Source organism: Lactobacillus gasseri ATCC 33323 = JCM 1131, from assembly GCF_000014425.1.
In the GTDB taxonomy this organism is placed as follows: Bacteria; Bacillota; Bacilli; order Lactobacillales; family Lactobacillaceae; genus Lactobacillus; species Lactobacillus gasseri.
Genome location: NC_008530.1, coordinates 1,683,868 through 1,702,003, shown reverse-complemented (window position 1 = coordinate 1,702,003; position 18,136 = coordinate 1,683,868). Strand labels below are relative to the sequence as shown.

The window sequence follows — 18,136 nt, the reverse complement described above, 5'->3', positions numbered from 1 at the left end:
TCAGCTTTGACAAAGATATAAAAATATGTTTATATAAAGATGTAATTTTAGAGAAAAGCATTAAATTAAAAATTCAGCAAAGTTTTTATTATTTACACTTATTGATAGCATCAAGTCTGAGACGTCTTGGTGCTATTTGTCTATCTAAAAATTATTGACATAATAAAAAAAGTAGCTTAGTCTAACTTTAAGTTAGAATTTATGCTGAATTTTCTAACTTAATGCTTTTTTGTTTTGCACAGGAGGATATAAACATATGCAAAATTTTAAATCTAAAATTACAAAATTTATTTCTATTATTGGGCTAGTGGGACTTTTAGCGCTTGTGACTACGGCATGTGCTAATAAAAAAGAATCGTCTAGCCAATCAGATAAGATTTCGATCGTTACAACAACTAATGTTTATGCAGATATTGCTAAAAACATCGTTGGAAAATACGGGACTGCTACGGCGATTATTGATAAGAGTAGCACAGACCCGCATGACTTTGATCCCACTACTGCTGATGCTAAGAAATTAACTAAGGCAAATATTATTGTGGCTAACGGCTTAGGGTATGACTCATGGATGAATAAGTTAGCTAAGTCTGTTAATAAAAAGCCGGTTTTAGTTGGTGAAGACTTAATGGGACTAAAAAACGGCGATAATCCTCACATTTGGTACAATTTAAATATGCCAACTAAGTATGTCAACTATTTAGTTAAACGTTTATCTAAGCTAGATAAGAAACATGCGGCTTACTTTAAGGCTAATGGTGAAAAGTATTTAGCTAAGGTTGATAAGATTAAGAAGCTAGTTAAGACTGATAAAAACAATAAAAAGCCAGTCTTTGTTAGTGAACCTGTTTTTGACTATGCTTTAAAAGAAGCAGGGTATAAGGTAGGCGACAAGGAATTTGAAGAAGCCATTGAGAATGGCACAGATCCAAGTCCTAAGATGATTAACAAGATGAATACTGATATTAAAGAAAAGAAGATAGCCTTTTTCGTTAACAATACGCAGGCAAGTAGCTCAACTGTTAAATCTTTTGTTAAGTTAGCTAAAAAGAATGATGTTCCGGTTTTAAACGTTCGTGAAACCATTCCAAATCACACTACTTACTTAACTTGGATGAAGGAAAATTATCAAAATCTAGCTAATATCGAAAATAAATAGGATCAGTTTAAAGGATGAAGAGAGGAAGGGTGAGATGACTAAGATATTAACTGTTAAAGACCTGGGAATGAAATTTGAAGATAAGGTAATTTTTAAGAACTTAAATTTTGCCTTAACTAAAGGGTCAATGACGGCTTTGCTTGGTGCAAATGGTACAGGTAAAACAACCCTAATTAGAATTTTGATGGGGATGCTGCAACCAACAACAGGCTCGTTTAAATTCGCAACTGACACTAAAGTAGGTTATGTGCCTCAGTTTAGAAATTTGGATGCTGATTACCCACTTTCAATTAGGGCCTTTGTGGAACTCAATACTCCTTTGTTTAAAAATGCCCAAGTAAAGACAAGAGTAAACCAAATTTTAAAAGAAACTCACCTGTTAGATATTCAAAATACCAGAATGGGTGAGGCCTCTGGTGGTCAGAAGCAACGCGCATATTTAGCTCAAGCCTTATTAGATAAGCCAGATTTTATTATCTTAGATGAGGCAACCGCTAGTTTAGATCCTGTTGCTAAAGAAGAGTTGATGTCTTTGATTAAGCACTTGAATGAAAAGCATGCAATGACTGTATTATTCACAACTCATGATATTCCTTTAGCAAAGAAATATATGAAGGACTATCTTTTGTTTAAAGACAAGGGTCTAGTAGCTGGTAAAATTAAAGACTTAACTGAGGAGGTGGGGGAAGAATAATGTTTGCGTATGATTTTATGCGTTATGCATTTCTAGCTAGTACTTTTATTGCTATTACTTGTGGAATAGTCGGTGTATATGTTGTAGCTAGAGGATTTTCATTTTTAGCCCATACTCTTTCGGAAATTGGTTTTGCTGGGGCTGCTTTTGCAGTCTGGATTGGTTGGGTTCCCTTATGGGGCATGGTTCTCTTCACCTTGCTTGGTTCAATTAGCGTTGGTGAATTATCAATGAGAAGTGACCAAAAGGAGTCCGCAATTAGTGCAATCTCAGCCTTATTTATTGGCCTTGGTGTGCTATTTCTAGCTATTGCTGGTGGTAATAGTCGCTATGCTACTAATATCTTGTTTGGTTCAATTATTGGCGTTGATAGAGAAGGGGTTATTCAACTAGTTATCCTATCTATCTTTGTTTTAGCAATCATTTTCTTATTTTTAAGAAAGTTGAATTATGACTCGTTTGATCATGTTGGGGCAGTTAGCCATCATATTAATACAGGTTTAGTTTCAGTAGTATTTTTAATTGCCTTGGCTTTAGCCGTTTCAATTGGTGCGCAAGTTGTTGGATCATTATTGGTCTTTATCTTATTAACCTTGCCATCTTCAAGCGCCCGCTATTTAGGTAGAACAATCCCGGCTATGTTATGTTGGTCTGTTGGGATTGCCTTAGTTGGAGTTTGGGCAGGATTAGTTTTAGGATATGTGACTAATTTACCAGTGACTTTCTTTATTTCAATTATTGAAGTTGGCATTTATTTATTCGTTTATGGCGTACATGCTATTAAAAAGTAAATCTTATGAAACCTACAAAAGCAAAAGCGGTTTTTGTAGGTTTTTTGTTTTTTAAATTTCCTTAAAATGTGGAAAAAGGATAAAATTAAATAGTATTACTTTTTTTAATGAGGAAAACTATGTGGATAAATTTCTTATGGGCATTAATACCAATTTTATGGTTAATAATCTCGCTGGGAATTATTGGGATGCCTGCTTCAAAAGCGTGTACAATTGGATTAATTATTACAATTGCTGATGCTGTGTTACTTTTTAAGCAACCCCTAATTAATACTCTTTCTGGAGCTTTAGAGGGTATTATAATGGGAATTTGGCCAATTATGTATGTGATTTTGGCGGCTCTTTTTGTCTACCAGATCACAACAAAATCAGGGAGTATGCAGACGATTGAAACGTTACTATCGTCTATTACAACTGATAAGAGAATTTTAGTGTTAATAATTGCTTGGGGCTTTGGCGGCTTTCTTGAGTCGATTGCTGGCTTTGGAACAGCAGTGGCAATTTGTGCTGGAATTTTAATTTCATTAGGCTTAGAGCCAATTCAAGCGTCTGTGATTTGCTTAGTTGCTAATAGTACGGCAACAGCATTCGGCGCAATTGGCTTGCCAGTTCTGACATTAGCTGAAGTAACTAATCTTAACGAAGTGCAATTAGGATTTATTGTAACTTTGCAATTAGTTATTTTAGTGATTTTAGTACCGTTTATCTTGGTAATTCTTACTGGTAAAAGTATTAAAGCCCTTAAGGGAATCTTCTTTATCACTTTGATGTCTGGAATAGGAATGGCGATTCCGCAAGTTATCATTGCTAAAGTTACTGGTGCAGAGCTTCCAGCTTTAGTTGGATCATTGTTCTCGATTTTAATTACAGTGTGGCTCACGAAGCGAAAGACTGGTGCAATAGAAGAAGTAGAAAATGAGAGTATTAGTGAGATTATAAAGGCATGTTCGCCATTTATCTTAGTATTTGTATTTGTATTACTGGCTTCTTCACTTTGTCCACCTGTGAATAACTTCTTAACTAGTGTAACTACACATTTACATGTTTACTTAGGAAAGAATTCTAATGATTTACCAATTAACTGGCTTTCTTCTCCAGGAACATTAATTTTATTAGCTGGCTTAATTGGTGGAAAAATTCAGGGTTTAAGCTTCAATAAGATGTTTAAAATTCTGGTTAGTGTTTTAAAGACAATTGGCATGACGACTATTACTGTGTGTGCAATTGTTGGTCTAGCTAAGGTAATGGTTTATGCAGGCATGACAAATGCCTTGGCTTTAGCCTTAGTAAGTTTGCTTGGGCCAGCTTACCCATTATTTGCACCGTTAATTGGAGCACTGGGTACATTTTTAACAGGATCTGCTACTTCGGCTAATGTCTTGTTTGGTAATTTACAGTACTCGGCTGCTCAATCTTTGGGGGTAAGCAAATACTGGATTGTAGCATCGAACATGACAGGAGCTACAGCAGGGATGCTGTCACCGCAGAATATTGCAGTAGCTACTGGTGCGATTAATAAAGAAGGCTTAGAAGGAAAAATTTTGAAAGAAACTGTTAAGTGGGGAAGCTTATACTTGTTGATTACTTGTGTATTTCTTTATTTAGTTGGTTTCTTGGCTAAGTTGGTGTAATAAAAATTATTAATTGTATTTGTTGATAGTAATTATAAATATAGGTATAATTAACCATACTTTTGGTGTGATAGCCAAAAGTAATCTTTTTAATTTCGAGTAGTAAATACTCCTTATTTAAAATTGATTTGATTGGATATAAAGTCTGATGCATAGCATTGGGCTTTTTTGTTGCACTTTGAAATAAAAAAGGTATATAAAAATAGTACTTTAACAATTGCGGGATGGCATGACAAAGATTATTATTAATTCACAAGTTTCAGTTGAGGGTCAGATGTAAATTTAAATAAACATTTCGATTACGCGCAGAGAAGAATCAAAGAAATTAATGAAGATCCAGAAACGAGGGAAAAGATCATGCTTTACGAAACAAGAATGCTAGAACGTGAACAAGCTGCAGGAAAAGCTGGATATGAACAAGGAATGCAACGCGGTATAAAACAAGGTAGGGCAGAAGGAAAAGTGGATTCTGCTAAAATTATTCTCGAAAATCAATTGAATAATGGCAGAACTTTGGAACAAGCTACGGAATTTGTTAGAAATTTGAAACTGATTTCTGATAAAGAGTTAGAAAGAATAGTTGCTATGTATAAATAAAATAGCTAATAAAAAAGCTGGTATAAATAAAATCTACCAGCTTATTTTATTTAAATGTGAATCTTACTTTTCAGCGTTTAATTCATCAACAATTTTTTCAAATTCATTAAGACGCTTTTCAAAAGTATCAAAAGCATCCCTCAAGTAATCAGCCTTAGTCATATCAACGCCAGCATGTTTCATAATTTCTGTTGGGTAATCGGAAGAGCCAGCCTTTAAGAAATTAATATAAGCCTCACGTTCTTTGTCAGTGCCGTGAACAACTTTATTGGCAAGAGCAGTTGCAGCCGCAAAACCTGTTGCGTATTGGTAAACGTAGAAGTTGTAGTAGAAGTGGGGAATACGCGCCCATTCTTTAGCAATCTCTCCGCCTGGCTCAACGCTATTACCATAATATCTTTGATTCAAATTACCATAAAATTCATCAAGGACATCGGCTGTTAACGGTTGACCATTAGCATCAGCTTCATGAATAAACTGCTCAAATTCCGCAAATTGAGTTTGACGGAAAAGTGTGCCTTTAAAGGAGTCAAGATAATGGTTTAAGATAAATGCACGGGTCTTTGGATCAGTAATTTTATCTAAGAAATACTCGGTTAAAATATTTTCGTTGGTAGTTGAAGCAATTTCAGCAACGAAAATTGGATAATCACCATAGACGTAAGGCTGAGTATTTCTTGTGTACCAAGAGTGGACAGAGTGACCAGTCTCATGAACTAGAGTATAGAGTGAATCAAGGTTATCTTCCCAGTTAAGTAGTTCGTATGGATCAGTATCGTAAGCCCCACCTGAATATGCACCAGTTACTTTATTTTGACTTTCAACTACGTCAATTACACGGTTATTAAAAATGTAATCAACGTGCTTTAAATAGTCCTCTCCTAATGGTGCTAAAGCCTTTCTAGCTTCTTCTTTTGCTTCGTTAAAGTTATAAGAAAGAACGGGCTTCCCAGTTAATGGCACGTACATATCGTACATTTGAAGGTCTTTTAAGCCTAAAATTTTCTTTCTTAATGAAACGTAGCGGTGAAGTAAGTCGAGGTGGCTATTTACTTCCTTGATTAAGGTATCGTAAACAGCTGTTGGAACACTATTTTCACTTAAAGCAGCTTCTCTAGCTGAATTATATTTATGTACTCGAGCATTAAAATTGTGAGCCTTTACTTCGCCTGATAAAGTTGAAGCAAGACTATTTTCAAACTGACCGTAGCTTGCGTACATTACGTCAAAGGCGTTTTTGCGAACCTTGCGGTCTTGAGATTGAATTAAAAGCGAATATAAGCCGTCAGATAATTGAACCATTTCACCGTCTTCATCTTGGACGTAGCCATATTCCATATCAGAATTGGTTAAGACATTAAAAGTGTTAGCAGACGTTCCCATTGCGTCTCCAGCGTCAGCAATGATTTTTTCTTCATTTGCTGGTAGAGTATGCGGACGCTTTTGGGTAATTTGTTCAAGGCGATGCCGGTAATTTTCTAAACGTGGTTCATCTTGCATAAACTTAGTAAGTTTTTTTGCTGGAATAGACAAGATTTCTGGATCGACAAAAGCAATCGCAGCACTCATTTGATTAGCTAAGCTTTGAGCTTTGGCAACAAAGCCAAGGTAATGAGTATTGCTCGTGTCAACGTCGCTTGACATCGTGGCATAAACATATACTTTTTCTAAGCGTCGATTTACAGCTAAAATTTCTGTAATTCCTTCGTAGAGCTCTTTACCAGATTTGGCAAGTGTTCCCTTGAATTTGCTTAAGTTCTTGATTTCTTGCGCAACCTGCTTATATTCTTGTTCCCATTCTTGATCGTTTTTAAAAACACGACTTAAGTCCCACTTAAGCTCATCAGATACTTCATTTCTTGTTGGAAGAGCCATATTTTTTCCTTCTTTCTGTGATACAAATTTTATTAATCACCATTATAGAACATTATTTTGCTTGCTAAAAAATAAAAATTTTTTAATAATGAAACTAATGTGCTTAGCCAGTGATTTTTGTAATATGAAAGGGTAAGCTAATAGCCAGAGGAGCCGAAAATTAATGAGACCAGATGAACCTAATAAACCAAATAAAAAACTAGAAAGAAATAATGTTTTTGCGGCGAACAAAAAAGACATTAAGAATGGAAATAACTTTGCTCGCCTGGTGGGGCTCTTAACAATTCTACTTGTTTGCGGAAGTGTTGCATATTTTGCTCATGCCTATTTCTCAGCTATGAGTTCAGTGCAGCAGGCTTATCGCGGGACTGGAAAAACTTCACAGTTAATTTCTCAGAAGAAACCAATCTCTATTTTAATTCTTGGGGTTGATCAAGGAATTGAGGGTAGGCACGATCGCGGAAATTCAGATACGATGATCTTAGCAACTATGAATCCACAGAAAAAAGAGGCAACGATGACATCAATTCCTAGGGACTTGCTTGCTGATATTAAGGGAGATGGTAAGGGCGAAGGACGATACTATATGTTCCGAGTCAATTCAGCTTATCAAGTTGGTGGCAGTAAAGGAGCCACACGAACGGTTAGAGCGCTATTAAACACACCAGTTAATTATTACATGGAAGTTAATATGAAGGCCTTAGAGAGCATGGTAGAGGCCCTAGGCGGAGTAGATGTTAATGTTCCGTTTACTTTTACTTATCACACGCATTTTAAGAAGGGTAAGCAGCATTTGAATGGTAAAGAGGCTTTAGACTACGTTCGAATGCGCAAAGAGGATCCTAAAGGCGATTACGGCCGGCAAATGCGACAAAGACAGGTTATTAATGACATTGTACGTAAAGGGATGTCGGTTAACTCAATTACAAATTATCGTAAAATTCTCAAAGTCTTTGCCAAATATGTTAAAACTAACCTAACTTTTGATGATATGCTTTCAATTGCAATGAACTATCGTGGTTGTACACAGGATATCAAGAGTGGTTATATTCATGGACATAACGTTTGGATTGGTTCTGCTGCAATGCAAGTAGCTTCTACTAAAGAATTACAGCGCGTTTCAGATTTAGTTCGGTCTAGCTTAGGCTTAAAGAAAGAAAAATTACGTAATCAAGAAACGAGACAAAATAGTCTACAGCAAGGACTAGATTGGAATGATCCAGAAGACTTTAGAAATTATATTATTTATGACAAAGATTCTGATACAATTCCATGGGATGGAAATTAAGAAAAAAGCAGCTAGCAAAATGCTAACTGCTTTTTTTAAGATATCTGTTGATGATTCTATCTTAGTAATTTTGGCTAATGACTGCAACTCTTGTTGGCAAAGTTTTAATTATCTAATTGAGAATTAGAATTTTCATGATTGATTCTTTTTTCTTCAAACTTGATCTCTACTAGTTTATTCTCTTTAAATGCTTTAAGTTGTTCTTCTTTAAATTTTTTACTGAGAAGAGTTGGTTTAATTGTGTTTTCAACTAGGCTTTTAGAAATATTAAAATTAGTATCTTGGTCAGCCGCTTTAGAAGTAACTGAATTTGTAAGAAAACCGCAACCTAGTAGGGCAATAAGTACTACTGAAATTCCCTTCTTGTGTGTCAAAGCGTTTACTCCTTTTAAGTTTAAATTTAATAATAATTGAATGATAATCGTGTTACACTAATGATATTTAAAAAGTCATTTTTAATTTACTTAACAAACTGTATTATATAAGAGGATTATTGCAGTAAAATAAAACACAATTTACATTTTTTTACAAAAAAGTCACTTGCGTAAATTGAATGTAATATTTGAAAAACTAGTGTAATAAAAAGGATGATAAAAAATGAAGCAAAGTAAGTATTTTCCAGTCATTTACGGGGTAATTTCTGCACTGATTGCATTTATCGCAGTGTTTTTTATTGCGCGGCGAACATTTCACTTCTCTCTGCCAATGGCTGTTTTAAACGCAGGTATTTTTGCGGCATTCTTTTATGTTCTTTCATATTTTAGAGGACATGCCTCTTATGAAATTAAAGCCATTGTAGCCAAGTATCATTTAACAGATGAAGAACTAGCTAGAATAACAGGAATGAAAGCAAGTGATTTTCCAATTTATCACAATAAACTTCAATTAATTATTCCTAAAAGACAATGGCCCAGAGTATTAAATGCTCTGCAAGAGTATGATGCTAAGCATCAAAACAAATTAAAAGATTAAGGAAACAATCTAGACTAGAGGAAATAATGAGTTTATTAACGGTTAAAAATTTAAGCCAAACTTTTATTGATAAAACGTTATATGAAGATGCAAATTTTGTTTTAAATAAAGAAGACCATATGGGTGTAACTGGGCAAAATGGAGTTGGTAAATCGACTTTAATTAAGATTTTAACTGGTGAAATTACCCAAGATGAGGGCGAGGTTAAGTGGCAAAATAAACTCCATGTCGGTTATTTAGACCAGTATGCCAAACTTAAAGCAGGTATAGGAATTAAAGAGTTTTTACAAACAGCATTTAGCGATCTTTTTCAAAAAGAAAAAGAATTGAATGACCTTTATGTGAAATATGGTGAAAATGGGGATGACTCTCTCTTAGAAAAAGCCGGTAAGATTCAAACTCTCCTTGAAGAAAAGGAATTTTACGATATTGATACTAAGATTGACCGAGTAGCAACAGGACTGGGCTTAGCTGATTTAGGTTATGAGCGAGATGTAGCTAAGCTTTCTGGTGGACAGCGGTCTAAATTGATTTTGGCTAAACTTCTTTTACAAAATCCTGATGTTTTAGTTTTAGATGAACCAACGAACTATTTAGATGTTAACCATATTGATTGGTTAGCTGATTATTTAAATGATTTTGAAGGAGCTTTTATTGTAGTATCACATGATTATGATTTCTTAGGGAGAATTACCAATTGCATTATTGATATTGATTTTGGCACCATTACTCGCTATAGCGGGGATTTAAAACATGCCTTACGACAAAAAGAAGCTGACCGAGAGAGCTATTTAAAAGCTTATGCCAACCAGCAGCGAAAAATCAAAAAGACTGAAGCATATATTAGAAAGAATAAAGCTGGTTCAAGGTCTAAAAGTGCTAAATCACGAGAAAAGCAATTAGCAAAGATGGATATTTTAACGCCGCCACAAAACAATAAAAAAGCACATGTCATTTTCCCTTACGTTGATACAGCTTCAAATTTGTTGCTGCAAACTCAGGACTTGGTAATTGGGTACGATCAAGCGCTCGTTAAGTCAGCTTTTAATTTTTCTGTTGGAAATGGTGAAAAGGTAGCGGTAACTGGTTTTAATGGAATTGGAAAGACTACTTTATTGAAGACTTTGCTAGGAAAATTGAAACCAATTTACGGTAATTTTGAATTATCTTCAACTGCTAAACTGGCATATTTTCAGCAAGATCTTGTTTGGCCCAATAAAAATATGACGCCTTTGCAATATTTACAAGAAGAATTTCCACGTTTGCGTCCAAGAGAATTACGTCAAGCTTTAGCTAGGATGGGTTTGACTGCTCAGCAAGCAATGAGCCCCTTAAAGGAATTATCTGGTGGAGAACAAGAAAAAGTTAAGCTAGCTAAGATGCAATTTGAACCAGCTAATTTACTATTTTTAGATGAACCTACTAACCACTTAGATATTGCTACTAAAGATTCTTTGAGAAAAGCAATTGTTGAATTTAAAGGCGGAGTAATCATTGTGAGTCACGAAAGAGACTTCTTTAGAGGAGACTGGGTCGACAAAACAATTGATATTGAAAAAATGAATAATGAATAGATAAGCATTTTAGAGGGTAAAAATGAATAAAGAGCATGTGAGTCAAGACTATGCCGCTGAAGTGCTCGATACCTGCTTAAAAGCGGGTAGGTTAATGATCGAAGGTGGCAGTGAAACTTATCGAGTTGAAGATACGATGATGAGAATAGCCCGCAATGCTGGTATTGCGGGTGCTAGATGTTTTACAACTCCGACTGGAATATTTATGAGTTTAGGTGAGCATTCTTATACTCAAGTTACACAAGTTAAGAAAAGAAACATTAACTTAGAGCTGGTAGACCGAGTTAATGAATTATCACGTGAATTTGCTGCTAAGAAAATCACTTTGAAGGAATTGCAGGAAAGACTTCAACAAATTTCAATTTCAATTCCAGATTTTCCAATCTGGCTTCAAATTATCGGGGCTGCAATTTTGAGTCCGACTTTAATGGTCTTATTTATGGATGATTATGACTGGATTGATTTTCCAGCAGCTGCTGTTATTGGTGGCGTATCATATGCTGTTTATTTGGCTATTAAACGCTATACTAATATTCGTTTTTTAGCTGAAATGGTGACGGCAATTTTTATGGGAGTAATTACCATTTTTGCCTGCAAGTTGTTTCCGAAGCTTATTGTCGATAATATTTTAATCGGATCCTTAATGACATTGGTACCAGGAGTAGCGATAACTAATGCTCTGCGAGATCTATTTGGCGGTGATTTGTTATCAGGGATGGCCCGAACAACAGAGGCAGTTTTAACTGCTATTGCTCTTGGTGGCGGCATCGGTATTGCAATTAAGTTATTATGGGGTGTAATGTAATGCCTTTTTGGTTAGAAATAATTGTTAATTTAGTGTTTGCCTGGCTTGCTTCTGTAGGCTTTGGGCTGATTATTAATGTCCCTCACCGTGCTCTTGTGTTATGTGGTGTCAGCGGGAGTGCGGGTTGGATCTTATATTGGTTGGCTAATCGAATTGGGATTGGCCGATTAGGATCTAATCTTTTAGGAGCACTGTGCGTTGGAATTTTAGGTTTAGTATTTGCTCGGATTAAAAAATGTCCCGTAACTGTCTTTAATATTCCTGGAGTTGTGCCCCTTGTGCCAGGTGTACCAGCTTATCAAGCAGTACGTGCGATGGTAGAAGGACAGCTGTCTGATGCAGAAGACCTAATTTTACGTGTGGCGATTGTCACAATTGCGATTGCGATGGGTTTTATGCTAGCTCAACTAATGGGAGAGATCTTTTTTAAGACGCGCAATAATAGAAAAAATAAGAAAAATTTAGTATAATTATAATTGCGACGAGTCGAGGAAAACGCGAGATGCGTTCTTTGACAGAGATCATCTGGACTCTAGAAGTCAAAGCACGGGAAGTGCTGATGATGGGCTACTTTGGCTGTGAAACAAAGACCCTGACATACTTTTGTATGTTTCTCGCCAAAAAGACTAACTTTCTTTTGAAAGTTAGTCTTTTTTAGTACTACAATACTTTTGAAAGTAATTAATGAGGTAAAAACTTATGAAAATATCTATTCATCATATTGTAACTCAAAAGGTTGGTAACTCAGTGGGCTTTTCACTTCCTGCTTCGTTTAAGGTAGAGGTAGGAACTGAGTACACAATTCATCAAAAATCTGATGGTAGTTTGATCTTAATACCGAAAATTTCGAATCCTTATACCTCCGATGCTAAATTTGAAGATGTACCAGGACCAGAAAGGGAAGCTTGGGAAAATTTGGCGATGGAGGAATTACGTCATGCCGAAGATTAAATTTAAACAAGGAGATATTGTATGGGCAGATTTTTCACCTTCAGTTGGACAAGAAATGAAAGGAAAACATCCAGCAGTTGTAGTGTCTTCTAATTCATATAATGAGAAAACTAATTATTTAATGTTGTGTCCCATTACTTCACATGGTAATCACTTCCCGACATATCTAGACTTGCTAGGCTATCATGTTCATGGCCGAGTAAATGCAGCACAAATTCAAACTTTTTCAAGAATGCGTTTATTAGATGAAAAACCAGCAGATCATCTTAGACCGGAAGATATGCTTAAGGTAATGGAACTACTTAGCTTTGCTTTACAGTTTGATTAGACAAAGCTAACTTTTTTCGGTTGCATGAATAAGATTTATTGAGTATCTTAGTAATGAAAAAAGGATACATGAAGGAATTTTTATCGTGAAAATTAAACAAGAAGAATTAACTAAAAAAATTGAAGAACAAGATTATCTTCAAGATCTTGAAACAATCAAGTATAGCGAAATAACAAAAACTAAGTTAAAGAAAATTGCAACTAAGATGATTAGTGAAGTGGTTCAAGCGTTTAAGCATAATTCACTTATTCAAACGCAGCTTGCAATTAGTGGAAGAAGACCAATGACTTTTGCATTAGAGAGTAATATCATTAATCTTCCTTTTACTAATTACAAAAAGATTAGCAATTTTTGCAATAACGAAGATGAATATGAAGTAAATGTTTATTTTGAAACTATTTCAGAATATGTAAATGTATCACACTTTAGAATCGATATTTTGGGTTCAAGTGACGAAATAGCAGCTGATCCAGATAAGTATAGCGACTTACTATTTAAAGCAATTGAAGAGAAAATTGAAGTCATTCGTAATTATCAAAAACCAGAATCAAAAACGAAAGCTAAAAAGACAAAATAAGGAGTTAACCTTGAGGGCTAACTCCTTATTTTTTTATTTCATGCATTTTGAGAATTGGATGGGCATTTGTATAGAAGAAGAAATCTTCAATCATTGCACTTTCCATCAAACCTGTTGTTAAAGTGGGATCTAAAGTTTCAACATTCTCAGGATACTTTGGCTCTTGTCCTAGGTTCATAAGTGCCTTGTTTAAGGTGTAATGAATATAATGTTCAACTTTATCTTCTAAACCAGTGTCTTCATATAGAAGATGAATGTGGTTAAGTTCATTAGCATATAATCTATCGCATAAATCATATACCCATTTATGAATATTCTTTTGCTCTTCTTTAGAGAGGTTGAAAAAGTCACGTCTAAATTTAATTCCTGTATAAATGCCATTTAAAGTCGTTATTCTAAGTGCATATTTAATTAATTCCGCTGTACGTGGTAATTTATGCTGCCCAAATAAATATAAGGGTCCAAAGAATGACGAATGATACAAGCCGGTTGAGATGAAAACATGTGCTGCCTTTTTCTGAATTGCATTATCGGATTGATAGACTGTATTTAAAAGCCTCATCTTCTTTTGCAAATATGGATTTTGATTTGCCCAATTAAAAGCTTCATCTCGTTGCTCATTAGAAGTAGAAAATTCAGTTAGAGCATGACCATAAGCTTTATTGTTAATTGATTCCAAATATTGCAATGCATTATAGACAGCAGCTTCTTCAGAATTTTCTGCATCTTGTTTTATTTTTGAGAGTGAAACTTTCATCTGGAGAGTAGATGAAAGAGCTAAAGAACCAAAACTATGTAAGAGCATAGTTTGTTCAGTTTTAGGGAGATGGGAAAATTCATCTCGATCTTCATGAATTGGAACACGACGAGGTTCGTAGACAATATCATTTAATCTTGCCCAAGCAGAACGATCTACTTGATCTTCGACAGCATTCCAGTTACTTGTTTTATAATAAGATTTTTTATTCATTTTTCTGCCTGAAGTCACTTAAGAAACTAATATTGCTAAGAGATGGATTTTGAACTGGCAAATCTTTTTGAGCACCCCGTTCTTTTTTACGAGCTTCTTTGACAATTTGACGAACGTTTTTGACATCAGTCGAATTGCCACTTAGTTCAAGTAAATAGAGAATCGGAACGTGCAGTGTAACAGAGATCTTTTTTGCTGTTTGGGCAAAGAGATCATTAAAGTTACGATTGCCACATCCTATTAAACCTAAAAGGTTCTCTTTATTATCTTTATATGTTAAAAAATCAACAACAGAATCCATCATAAAATCTTGATACGACGGTAAGATCAAAATATATTTATCATTCATTTGATATTGAGGATGAGCATCCTCAATCCGATGTGCATCAAGGCCCGTTTTATTTATGAATCGTTGCGTTTGTCCTGTAATTGTATAAAAAGCTATTTTTACCATAGTTTTGCCTAACGCTATACACCAAAACTACCTTCTACGTATTCAATTGTCGCGACTTTTTCTAATAAAGTCAAATTAAAAAAAGTTTTAAAAACATCCATAAGTACCGTATACTTAACTTAAAGAAAATGGAGGATCCTTTATGACACTTGGATGGAATATTTTAGGTATTTTGGCCTGGTTAATACTTGTTTTGTATTTGATTTTTATCGTACAAAATATTCGTAAACGTCACTTAATGATGATTGTAAAAGATCGTAAGCGGTTTGAATGGAAGACAACTCTGCTAGACATCTTAGAAGTTTTAGTTCTTCTATGTGGTGCGATCTATATGTTTAGCATCACCTTATTTTACAACCCTGATTTGAAAAATAAAAAAGTTTTATCTAGCAAAATTGAATATCAGCCTTTAATTTTGACAGCTGGTAATAAACGTTCATACTATGTTACTGCTAGATCTGATAATAAGAAAGCACCTGTTCAAACATATACTTTCTATAGCAATGGAAACAGAGTAACTGTTAAAAGCAATTACGCTACCATTTCTGATGGTAAGAATCCAATGTCGGTTCAAGCATCTGCTATTCCATATTCTGCTAAACAATTAGTTCAAGCAGATGAACGATATCAAAGTGCCTATGTGGCAACGTACACTGCTACTTACAAGAAGAATTGGTATAACGGTCTTAGAATGCATGCCGGTAAGACTGCAGCTCGATATTACTTGATTAGAGTGCCTGACCGTACTTTTGTGAGAGAACTGAAGTAGAAGAATTTATGTAGAAAAAGACCTTACCCCGAAGATTGAAAATTCGGAGTAAGGTCTTTTGTTTATTTCTTTACTAGATATTTTGATGTTTTGCTATATCGAATATTTTGTAATAAAAATCCCAAAATAAATGCCATTACTAATGTTGCTGATAAGTATTCAAGAACATTGCCTGCATAAAAGGCAGCGAATAGAATGAAGCCACCGGATAAAAGTAGGGAAGAGATTAATAAAGTTTTTGAATTTTTATTGACTAGCCAGTAAAAGATTCCATAGCCCAGAACGAATATATAAATTATTGTTAACAAGATTGTTCCCAGTAATCCCATTGAATAATACTGCGCTAAAAAGTCACGCTCTAGCGGAGCAATGTTATTTTCACGGCTAAAGGAAATACCAAAAAGTTTATTGAGTTTATTTTTATCATTATTCATGACGCGACTAAGAATATCTTGTTCAAGATGTCGATAATTTAATCGTTCAGCAGCTGGCCTTTTCATGACGTCCAGCCAATAATAGGGATCATTTTGATAGGAATAATGATCTAAAACTAAATCATGTTTTAAAGAGTAAACCCAATAATTTTTCTTAATAAAATCTTTTAGATATTCTGCTTGTTTTTGCCCTTTATATCTTTTTAATCCAGAGTCGAGCTCTTGATCGAGTCTATTTTTATCGCCAAGATTACTTCTTTTTTGAGCTACTCCATTTTCAAGCGAAGACCTTCTAAGTGTTGGACTATAAGGAAAAATAGCACTGGAGGCAGCTAAGATGCAGATCAACGTAATTAGAAATTTGGCTGAAAATTTGGTATTTTTCAAAATCAAACTATGGAATAAGAAAGTGATTAAGAAAATTACTAAGCTAATAATTAAGCCAAAGTTTCCTACCTTTGTTCCTAGCATTAACATTGCTAAGGCTTGTACACTAACTAGCACTATATTTAAGAGGTTAAACTCTTTGTAAAGAATATAGAGCATGATCGGCATAATCATGAATAAAATAGCTGATAAAGTATTAGCTTGAAAAAAAATTCCCTTAGATGCTAAAGCGTTAAAAGGATAATTCGTTTGAGTAAACCAAGAAAAAATATTGGCACTGATTCGTTTAGCTTCTGTAGTATGATATGAAGTTAGCGAAAAAACGAAGAGATTTGAAATGACAATCGTTAAGGAATATAAACCCGAAATTGCTTGAATTACTCTGAAAAAGTATTTAGTTTTAAAATCACTGTATGAAGTGATGTAAATAACTATCAAGGGTAGACAAGCTCGAATTAAGTAGAAGATTTCAACTTTTGCTGAATAGCCAAAGCTTGTTGGATCTACCCCAGTAAAGTTTTTAACAGAGAATAAATGGCAAATCGAATAGAGGATTAAAGTTGCAATATAAGTAATAATCCACCATTGCTTTTTTAATCTTTGCCAATTATTTTTGATGCTAAAAAATAAAATAATGGCAATAAAAACTCCTAAAACTCTCAAAATCGATGGAATTGAGAATTTTAGAAGTGGTGGTCTTGATAACCAATAAATATCTAGAAATGGTTGGATTAAGATAAACCAAAATAAGAATGTTTGTAGCCTTTTTTTCATATGATTATCGATACCTTTTTATATAAAATAAAACTTGTTTAGGCTTAATTTTTATTTTGATTTTTTAGTTTTATCTGGTTGAACCTTAGAAATCTTTACATCATTAGTTGCAGCTGTTTTTCCACGTGCAGGTGATTTAACTTTCTTTAAGTTCTTAAAGTTAATAACCATTTTGTTGTTTAGTTCGTTAACCGAAGATTCATCTTCTGGATCGTATGAAGTAATAGCTAGCAAAGCAGAATTTTCGTAAATTTTTTCTACTTTTCCTTGAAAAGGATGCTTAAGTTCCTCTTCAGAAGTAGCAGCTAAAATTTGTCCAATCTTTACGTCAGCTTTTTTCATTTAAAAAACTCCCTTTTCTGTACAGAAATGTTTTACAATAGTGAAATACTATTATATATAATAGTCGATTTCAAGCGGGAGAGTAATATTTTGCAAAGAATTATCATAATTGCTGGACCAAGTGGGGTAGGAAAGACCACAGTTTCAAAATACTTAACAGAAAAATATCATATTCCTCGTGTAGTAACGCATACTACAAGACCAATCCGAAAAGGTGAAATCCCTGGAAAATCATATTATTTTGAAAATGATAAGAGCTTTAAAAAGCTTCATTTTTTTGAACATGTAAAATATGGTGAATATCAATATGGTTCAAGTAAAGAAGCTTTAGAAAAAGCTTGGAAGAAGAACGATCTAGTTTCTTTAATAGTAGAAACAGATGGGGTTAAATCATATTTGGAAAAATTAGGAAAGCAGGTATATTTTATTTATTTAACCGTTTCTGATTTTTCTGTTTTGAAAAAAAGACTACTAGCACGTGGAGATCAAGCGAGTGAGATTGATAAACGATTAAACAGCTATGAATTTAAGCGCGACTTACATTTATCAGATGAATTAGCAAAAGAAGCGCATGTATTGAATAATGATAACTGGAAAGAAACAGCTAAAAAGATAGATGAAATCATCGCAAAACTTGATAATGAGTAGGCTTTGCATAATGCAAAAAGATTGAGAATATGCGAAATGTAATGACAATGATTTAGCTTTGTAACAGGGCTGTAATATTAATGCCCTACAATAACCATTGTCAATTAAAAAAAGAGACA

At 34.3% G+C, this 18,136-nt stretch carries 20 protein-coding genes and 1 pseudogene; 15 read left to right on the top strand and 6 right to left on the bottom strand.

The annotated features are described in order from the left end of the window. The first annotated feature begins 256 nt into the window (after positions 1-256). The 5 genes and pseudogenes from LGAS_RS08460 (at position 257) to LGAS_RS09525 (ending at position 4,869) form a co-directional block, all read left to right on the top strand. Positions 257-1,156, top strand: a complete 900-nt coding sequence (locus LGAS_RS08460) for a metal ABC transporter solute-binding protein, Zn/Mn family (RefSeq protein ID WP_003656149.1) — start codon at positions 257-259, stop codon at positions 1,154-1,156. Between the two features lie 34 nt (positions 1,157-1,190). Beyond that, positions 1,191-1,850, top strand: coding sequence for a metal ABC transporter ATP-binding protein (locus tag LGAS_RS08455; RefSeq protein ID WP_003646723.1), 660 nt, complete (start codon positions 1,191-1,193; stop codon positions 1,848-1,850). Continuing rightward, positions 1,850-2,641 (top strand): metal ABC transporter permease, encoded by a 792-nt coding sequence (locus LGAS_RS08450; protein ID WP_003646724.1) that lies wholly within the window; start codon positions 1,850-1,852, stop codon positions 2,639-2,641. Before LGAS_RS08455 ends, LGAS_RS08450 begins: the two co-directional genes overlap by 1 nt. Before the next feature lie 119 nt (positions 2,642-2,760). Continuing rightward, the gene (locus LGAS_RS08445; protein WP_025012241.1) at positions 2,761-4,272 is read left to right on the top strand and encodes an L-lactate permease; all 1,512 of its coding nucleotides are present in this window, start codon (positions 2,761-2,763) and stop codon (positions 4,270-4,272) included. Positions 4,273-4,489: 217 nt separating this feature from the next. Continuing rightward, positions 4,490-4,869: pseudogene (locus LGAS_RS09525) on the top strand (hypothetical protein). Between the two features lie 63 nt (positions 4,870-4,932). Here the strand turns inward: LGAS_RS09525 and pepF are convergent. Next, on the bottom strand, positions 4,933-6,744 hold the full coding sequence (gene pepF / locus LGAS_RS08435) for an oligoendopeptidase F (protein ID WP_003646728.1): 1,812 nt from the start codon (positions 6,742-6,744) through the stop codon (positions 4,933-4,935). Between the two features lie 163 nt (positions 6,745-6,907). On the opposite strand from pepF, the gene LGAS_RS08430 reads away from it, so the two are divergent. Next, positions 6,908-8,032, top strand: coding sequence for an LCP family glycopolymer transferase (locus LGAS_RS08430; RefSeq protein WP_003657007.1), 1,125 nt, complete (start codon positions 6,908-6,910; stop codon positions 8,030-8,032). A 104-nt stretch (positions 8,033-8,136) separates the two neighbouring features. On the opposite strand, the gene LGAS_RS08425 is transcribed toward LGAS_RS08430, so the two are convergent. Next, entirely contained in the window at positions 8,137-8,406 is a 270-nt protein-coding gene (locus LGAS_RS08425; protein ID WP_003646730.1) for a hypothetical protein, read from the bottom strand. A 223-nt stretch (positions 8,407-8,629) separates the two neighbouring features. Between LGAS_RS08425 and LGAS_RS08420 the strand changes: the two genes are divergently transcribed. The 7 genes from LGAS_RS08420 (at position 8,630) to LGAS_RS08390 (ending at position 13,239) form a co-directional block, all read left to right on the top strand. Continuing rightward, positions 8,630-9,004, top strand: a complete 375-nt coding sequence (locus tag LGAS_RS08420) for a hypothetical protein (protein WP_003646731.1) — start codon at positions 8,630-8,632, stop codon at positions 9,002-9,004. A gap of 26 nt (positions 9,005-9,030) precedes the next feature. Beyond that, positions 9,031-10,578: an ABC-F family ATP-binding cassette domain-containing protein gene (locus tag LGAS_RS08415; protein ID WP_003656144.1), complete on the top strand. Its 1,548-nt coding sequence runs from the start codon at positions 9,031-9,033 to the stop codon at positions 10,576-10,578. Positions 10,579-10,600: 22 nt separating this feature from the next. Then, on the top strand, positions 10,601-11,383 hold the full coding sequence (locus LGAS_RS08410) for a threonine/serine exporter family protein (protein ID WP_003656143.1): 783 nt from the start codon (positions 10,601-10,603) through the stop codon (positions 11,381-11,383). Next, positions 11,383-11,853, top strand: a complete 471-nt coding sequence (locus tag LGAS_RS08405) for a threonine/serine exporter family protein (RefSeq protein WP_003646733.1) — start codon at positions 11,383-11,385, stop codon at positions 11,851-11,853. Before LGAS_RS08410 ends, LGAS_RS08405 begins: the two co-directional genes overlap by 1 nt. A gap of 229 nt (positions 11,854-12,082) precedes the next feature. Further along, entirely contained in the window at positions 12,083-12,334 is a 252-nt protein-coding gene (gene mazE / locus LGAS_RS08400) for a type II toxin-antitoxin system PemI/MazE family antitoxin (RefSeq protein ID WP_003646734.1), read from the top strand. Continuing rightward, positions 12,321-12,662, top strand: coding sequence for a type II toxin-antitoxin system PemK/MazF family toxin (locus LGAS_RS08395; RefSeq protein WP_003646735.1), 342 nt, complete (start codon positions 12,321-12,323; stop codon positions 12,660-12,662). Before mazE ends, LGAS_RS08395 begins: the two co-directional genes overlap by 14 nt. A gap of 85 nt (positions 12,663-12,747) precedes the next feature. Further along, the gene (locus LGAS_RS08390; RefSeq protein WP_003646736.1) at positions 12,748-13,239 is read left to right on the top strand and encodes a hypothetical protein; all 492 of its coding nucleotides are present in this window, start codon (positions 12,748-12,750) and stop codon (positions 13,237-13,239) included. Positions 13,240-13,264: 25 nt separating this feature from the next. Here LGAS_RS08390 and LGAS_RS08385 read toward each other — a convergent pair whose 3' ends face one another. After that, positions 13,265-14,209: a ribonucleotide-diphosphate reductase subunit beta gene (locus LGAS_RS08385; protein WP_025012240.1), complete on the bottom strand. Its 945-nt coding sequence runs from the start codon at positions 14,207-14,209 to the stop codon at positions 13,265-13,267. Beyond that, positions 14,202-14,663 (bottom strand): class Ib ribonucleoside-diphosphate reductase assembly flavoprotein NrdI, encoded by a 462-nt coding sequence (gene nrdI, locus LGAS_RS08380; RefSeq protein WP_003646738.1) that lies wholly within the window; start codon positions 14,661-14,663, stop codon positions 14,202-14,204. The genes LGAS_RS08385 and nrdI overlap by 8 nt, the downstream gene beginning before the upstream one ends. A gap of 142 nt (positions 14,664-14,805) precedes the next feature. On the opposite strand from nrdI, the gene LGAS_RS08375 reads away from it, so the two are divergent. Then, entirely contained in the window at positions 14,806-15,432 is a 627-nt protein-coding gene (locus LGAS_RS08375; protein WP_003646739.1) for an LVIS_2131 family protein, read from the top strand. Between the two features lie 62 nt (positions 15,433-15,494). On the opposite strand, the gene LGAS_RS08370 is transcribed toward LGAS_RS08375, so the two are convergent. Beyond that, positions 15,495-17,027, bottom strand: a complete 1,533-nt coding sequence (locus LGAS_RS08370; protein WP_003646740.1) for an O-antigen ligase family protein — start codon at positions 17,025-17,027, stop codon at positions 15,495-15,497. A gap of 51 nt (positions 17,028-17,078) precedes the next feature. Further along, positions 17,079-17,369: a DUF2187 domain-containing protein gene (locus tag LGAS_RS08365; protein ID WP_003649982.1), complete on the bottom strand. Its 291-nt coding sequence runs from the start codon at positions 17,367-17,369 to the stop codon at positions 17,079-17,081. A 90-nt stretch (positions 17,370-17,459) separates the two neighbouring features. Between LGAS_RS08365 and LGAS_RS08360 the strand changes: the two genes are divergently transcribed. Further along, the gene (locus LGAS_RS08360) at positions 17,460-18,017 is read left to right on the top strand and encodes a guanylate kinase (protein WP_003656129.1); all 558 of its coding nucleotides are present in this window, start codon (positions 17,460-17,462) and stop codon (positions 18,015-18,017) included. Positions 18,018-18,136: the final 119 nt, after the last annotated feature.

What these genes read in the sequence shown, in the direction of transcription:
- LGAS_RS08460 (WP_003656149.1), top strand. Translation starts at nt 257, where the DNA reads ATGCAAAATTTTAAATCTAAAATTACAAAATTTATTTCTATTATTGGG.
- LGAS_RS08455 (WP_003646723.1), top strand. Translation starts at nt 1,191, where the DNA reads ATGACTAAGATATTAACTGTTAAAGACCTGGGAATGAAATTTGAAGAT.
- LGAS_RS08450 (WP_003646724.1), top strand. Translation starts at nt 1,850, where the DNA reads ATGTTTGCGTATGATTTTATGCGTTATGCATTTCTAGCTAGTACTTTT.
- LGAS_RS08445 (WP_025012241.1), top strand. Translation starts at nt 2,761, where the DNA reads ATGTGGATAAATTTCTTATGGGCATTAATACCAATTTTATGGTTAATA.
- pepF (WP_003646728.1), bottom strand. Translation starts at nt 6,744, where the DNA reads ATGGCTCTTCCAACAAGAAATGAAGTATCTGATGAGCTTAAGTGGGAC.
- LGAS_RS08430 (WP_003657007.1), top strand. Translation starts at nt 6,908, where the DNA reads ATGAGACCAGATGAACCTAATAAACCAAATAAAAAACTAGAAAGAAAT.
- LGAS_RS08420 (WP_003646731.1), top strand. Translation starts at nt 8,630, where the DNA reads ATGAAGCAAAGTAAGTATTTTCCAGTCATTTACGGGGTAATTTCTGCA.
- LGAS_RS08415 (WP_003656144.1), top strand. Translation starts at nt 9,031, where the DNA reads ATGAGTTTATTAACGGTTAAAAATTTAAGCCAAACTTTTATTGATAAA.
- LGAS_RS08410 (WP_003656143.1), top strand. Translation starts at nt 10,601, where the DNA reads ATGAATAAAGAGCATGTGAGTCAAGACTATGCCGCTGAAGTGCTCGAT.
- LGAS_RS08405 (WP_003646733.1), top strand. Translation starts at nt 11,383, where the DNA reads ATGCCTTTTTGGTTAGAAATAATTGTTAATTTAGTGTTTGCCTGGCTT.
- mazE (WP_003646734.1), top strand. Translation starts at nt 12,083, where the DNA reads ATGAAAATATCTATTCATCATATTGTAACTCAAAAGGTTGGTAACTCA.
- LGAS_RS08395 (WP_003646735.1), top strand. Translation starts at nt 12,321, where the DNA reads ATGCCGAAGATTAAATTTAAACAAGGAGATATTGTATGGGCAGATTTT.
- LGAS_RS08385 (WP_025012240.1), bottom strand. Translation starts at nt 14,209, where the DNA reads ATGAATAAAAAATCTTATTATAAAACAAGTAACTGGAATGCTGTCGAA.
- nrdI (WP_003646738.1), bottom strand. Translation starts at nt 14,663, where the DNA reads ATGGTAAAAATAGCTTTTTATACAATTACAGGACAAACGCAACGATTC.
- LGAS_RS08375 (WP_003646739.1), top strand. Translation starts at nt 14,806, where the DNA reads ATGACACTTGGATGGAATATTTTAGGTATTTTGGCCTGGTTAATACTT.
- LGAS_RS08370 (WP_003646740.1), bottom strand. Translation starts at nt 17,027, where the DNA reads ATGAAAAAAAGGCTACAAACATTCTTATTTTGGTTTATCTTAATCCAA.
- LGAS_RS08365 (WP_003649982.1), bottom strand. Translation starts at nt 17,369, where the DNA reads ATGAAAAAAGCTGACGTAAAGATTGGACAAATTTTAGCTGCTACTTCT.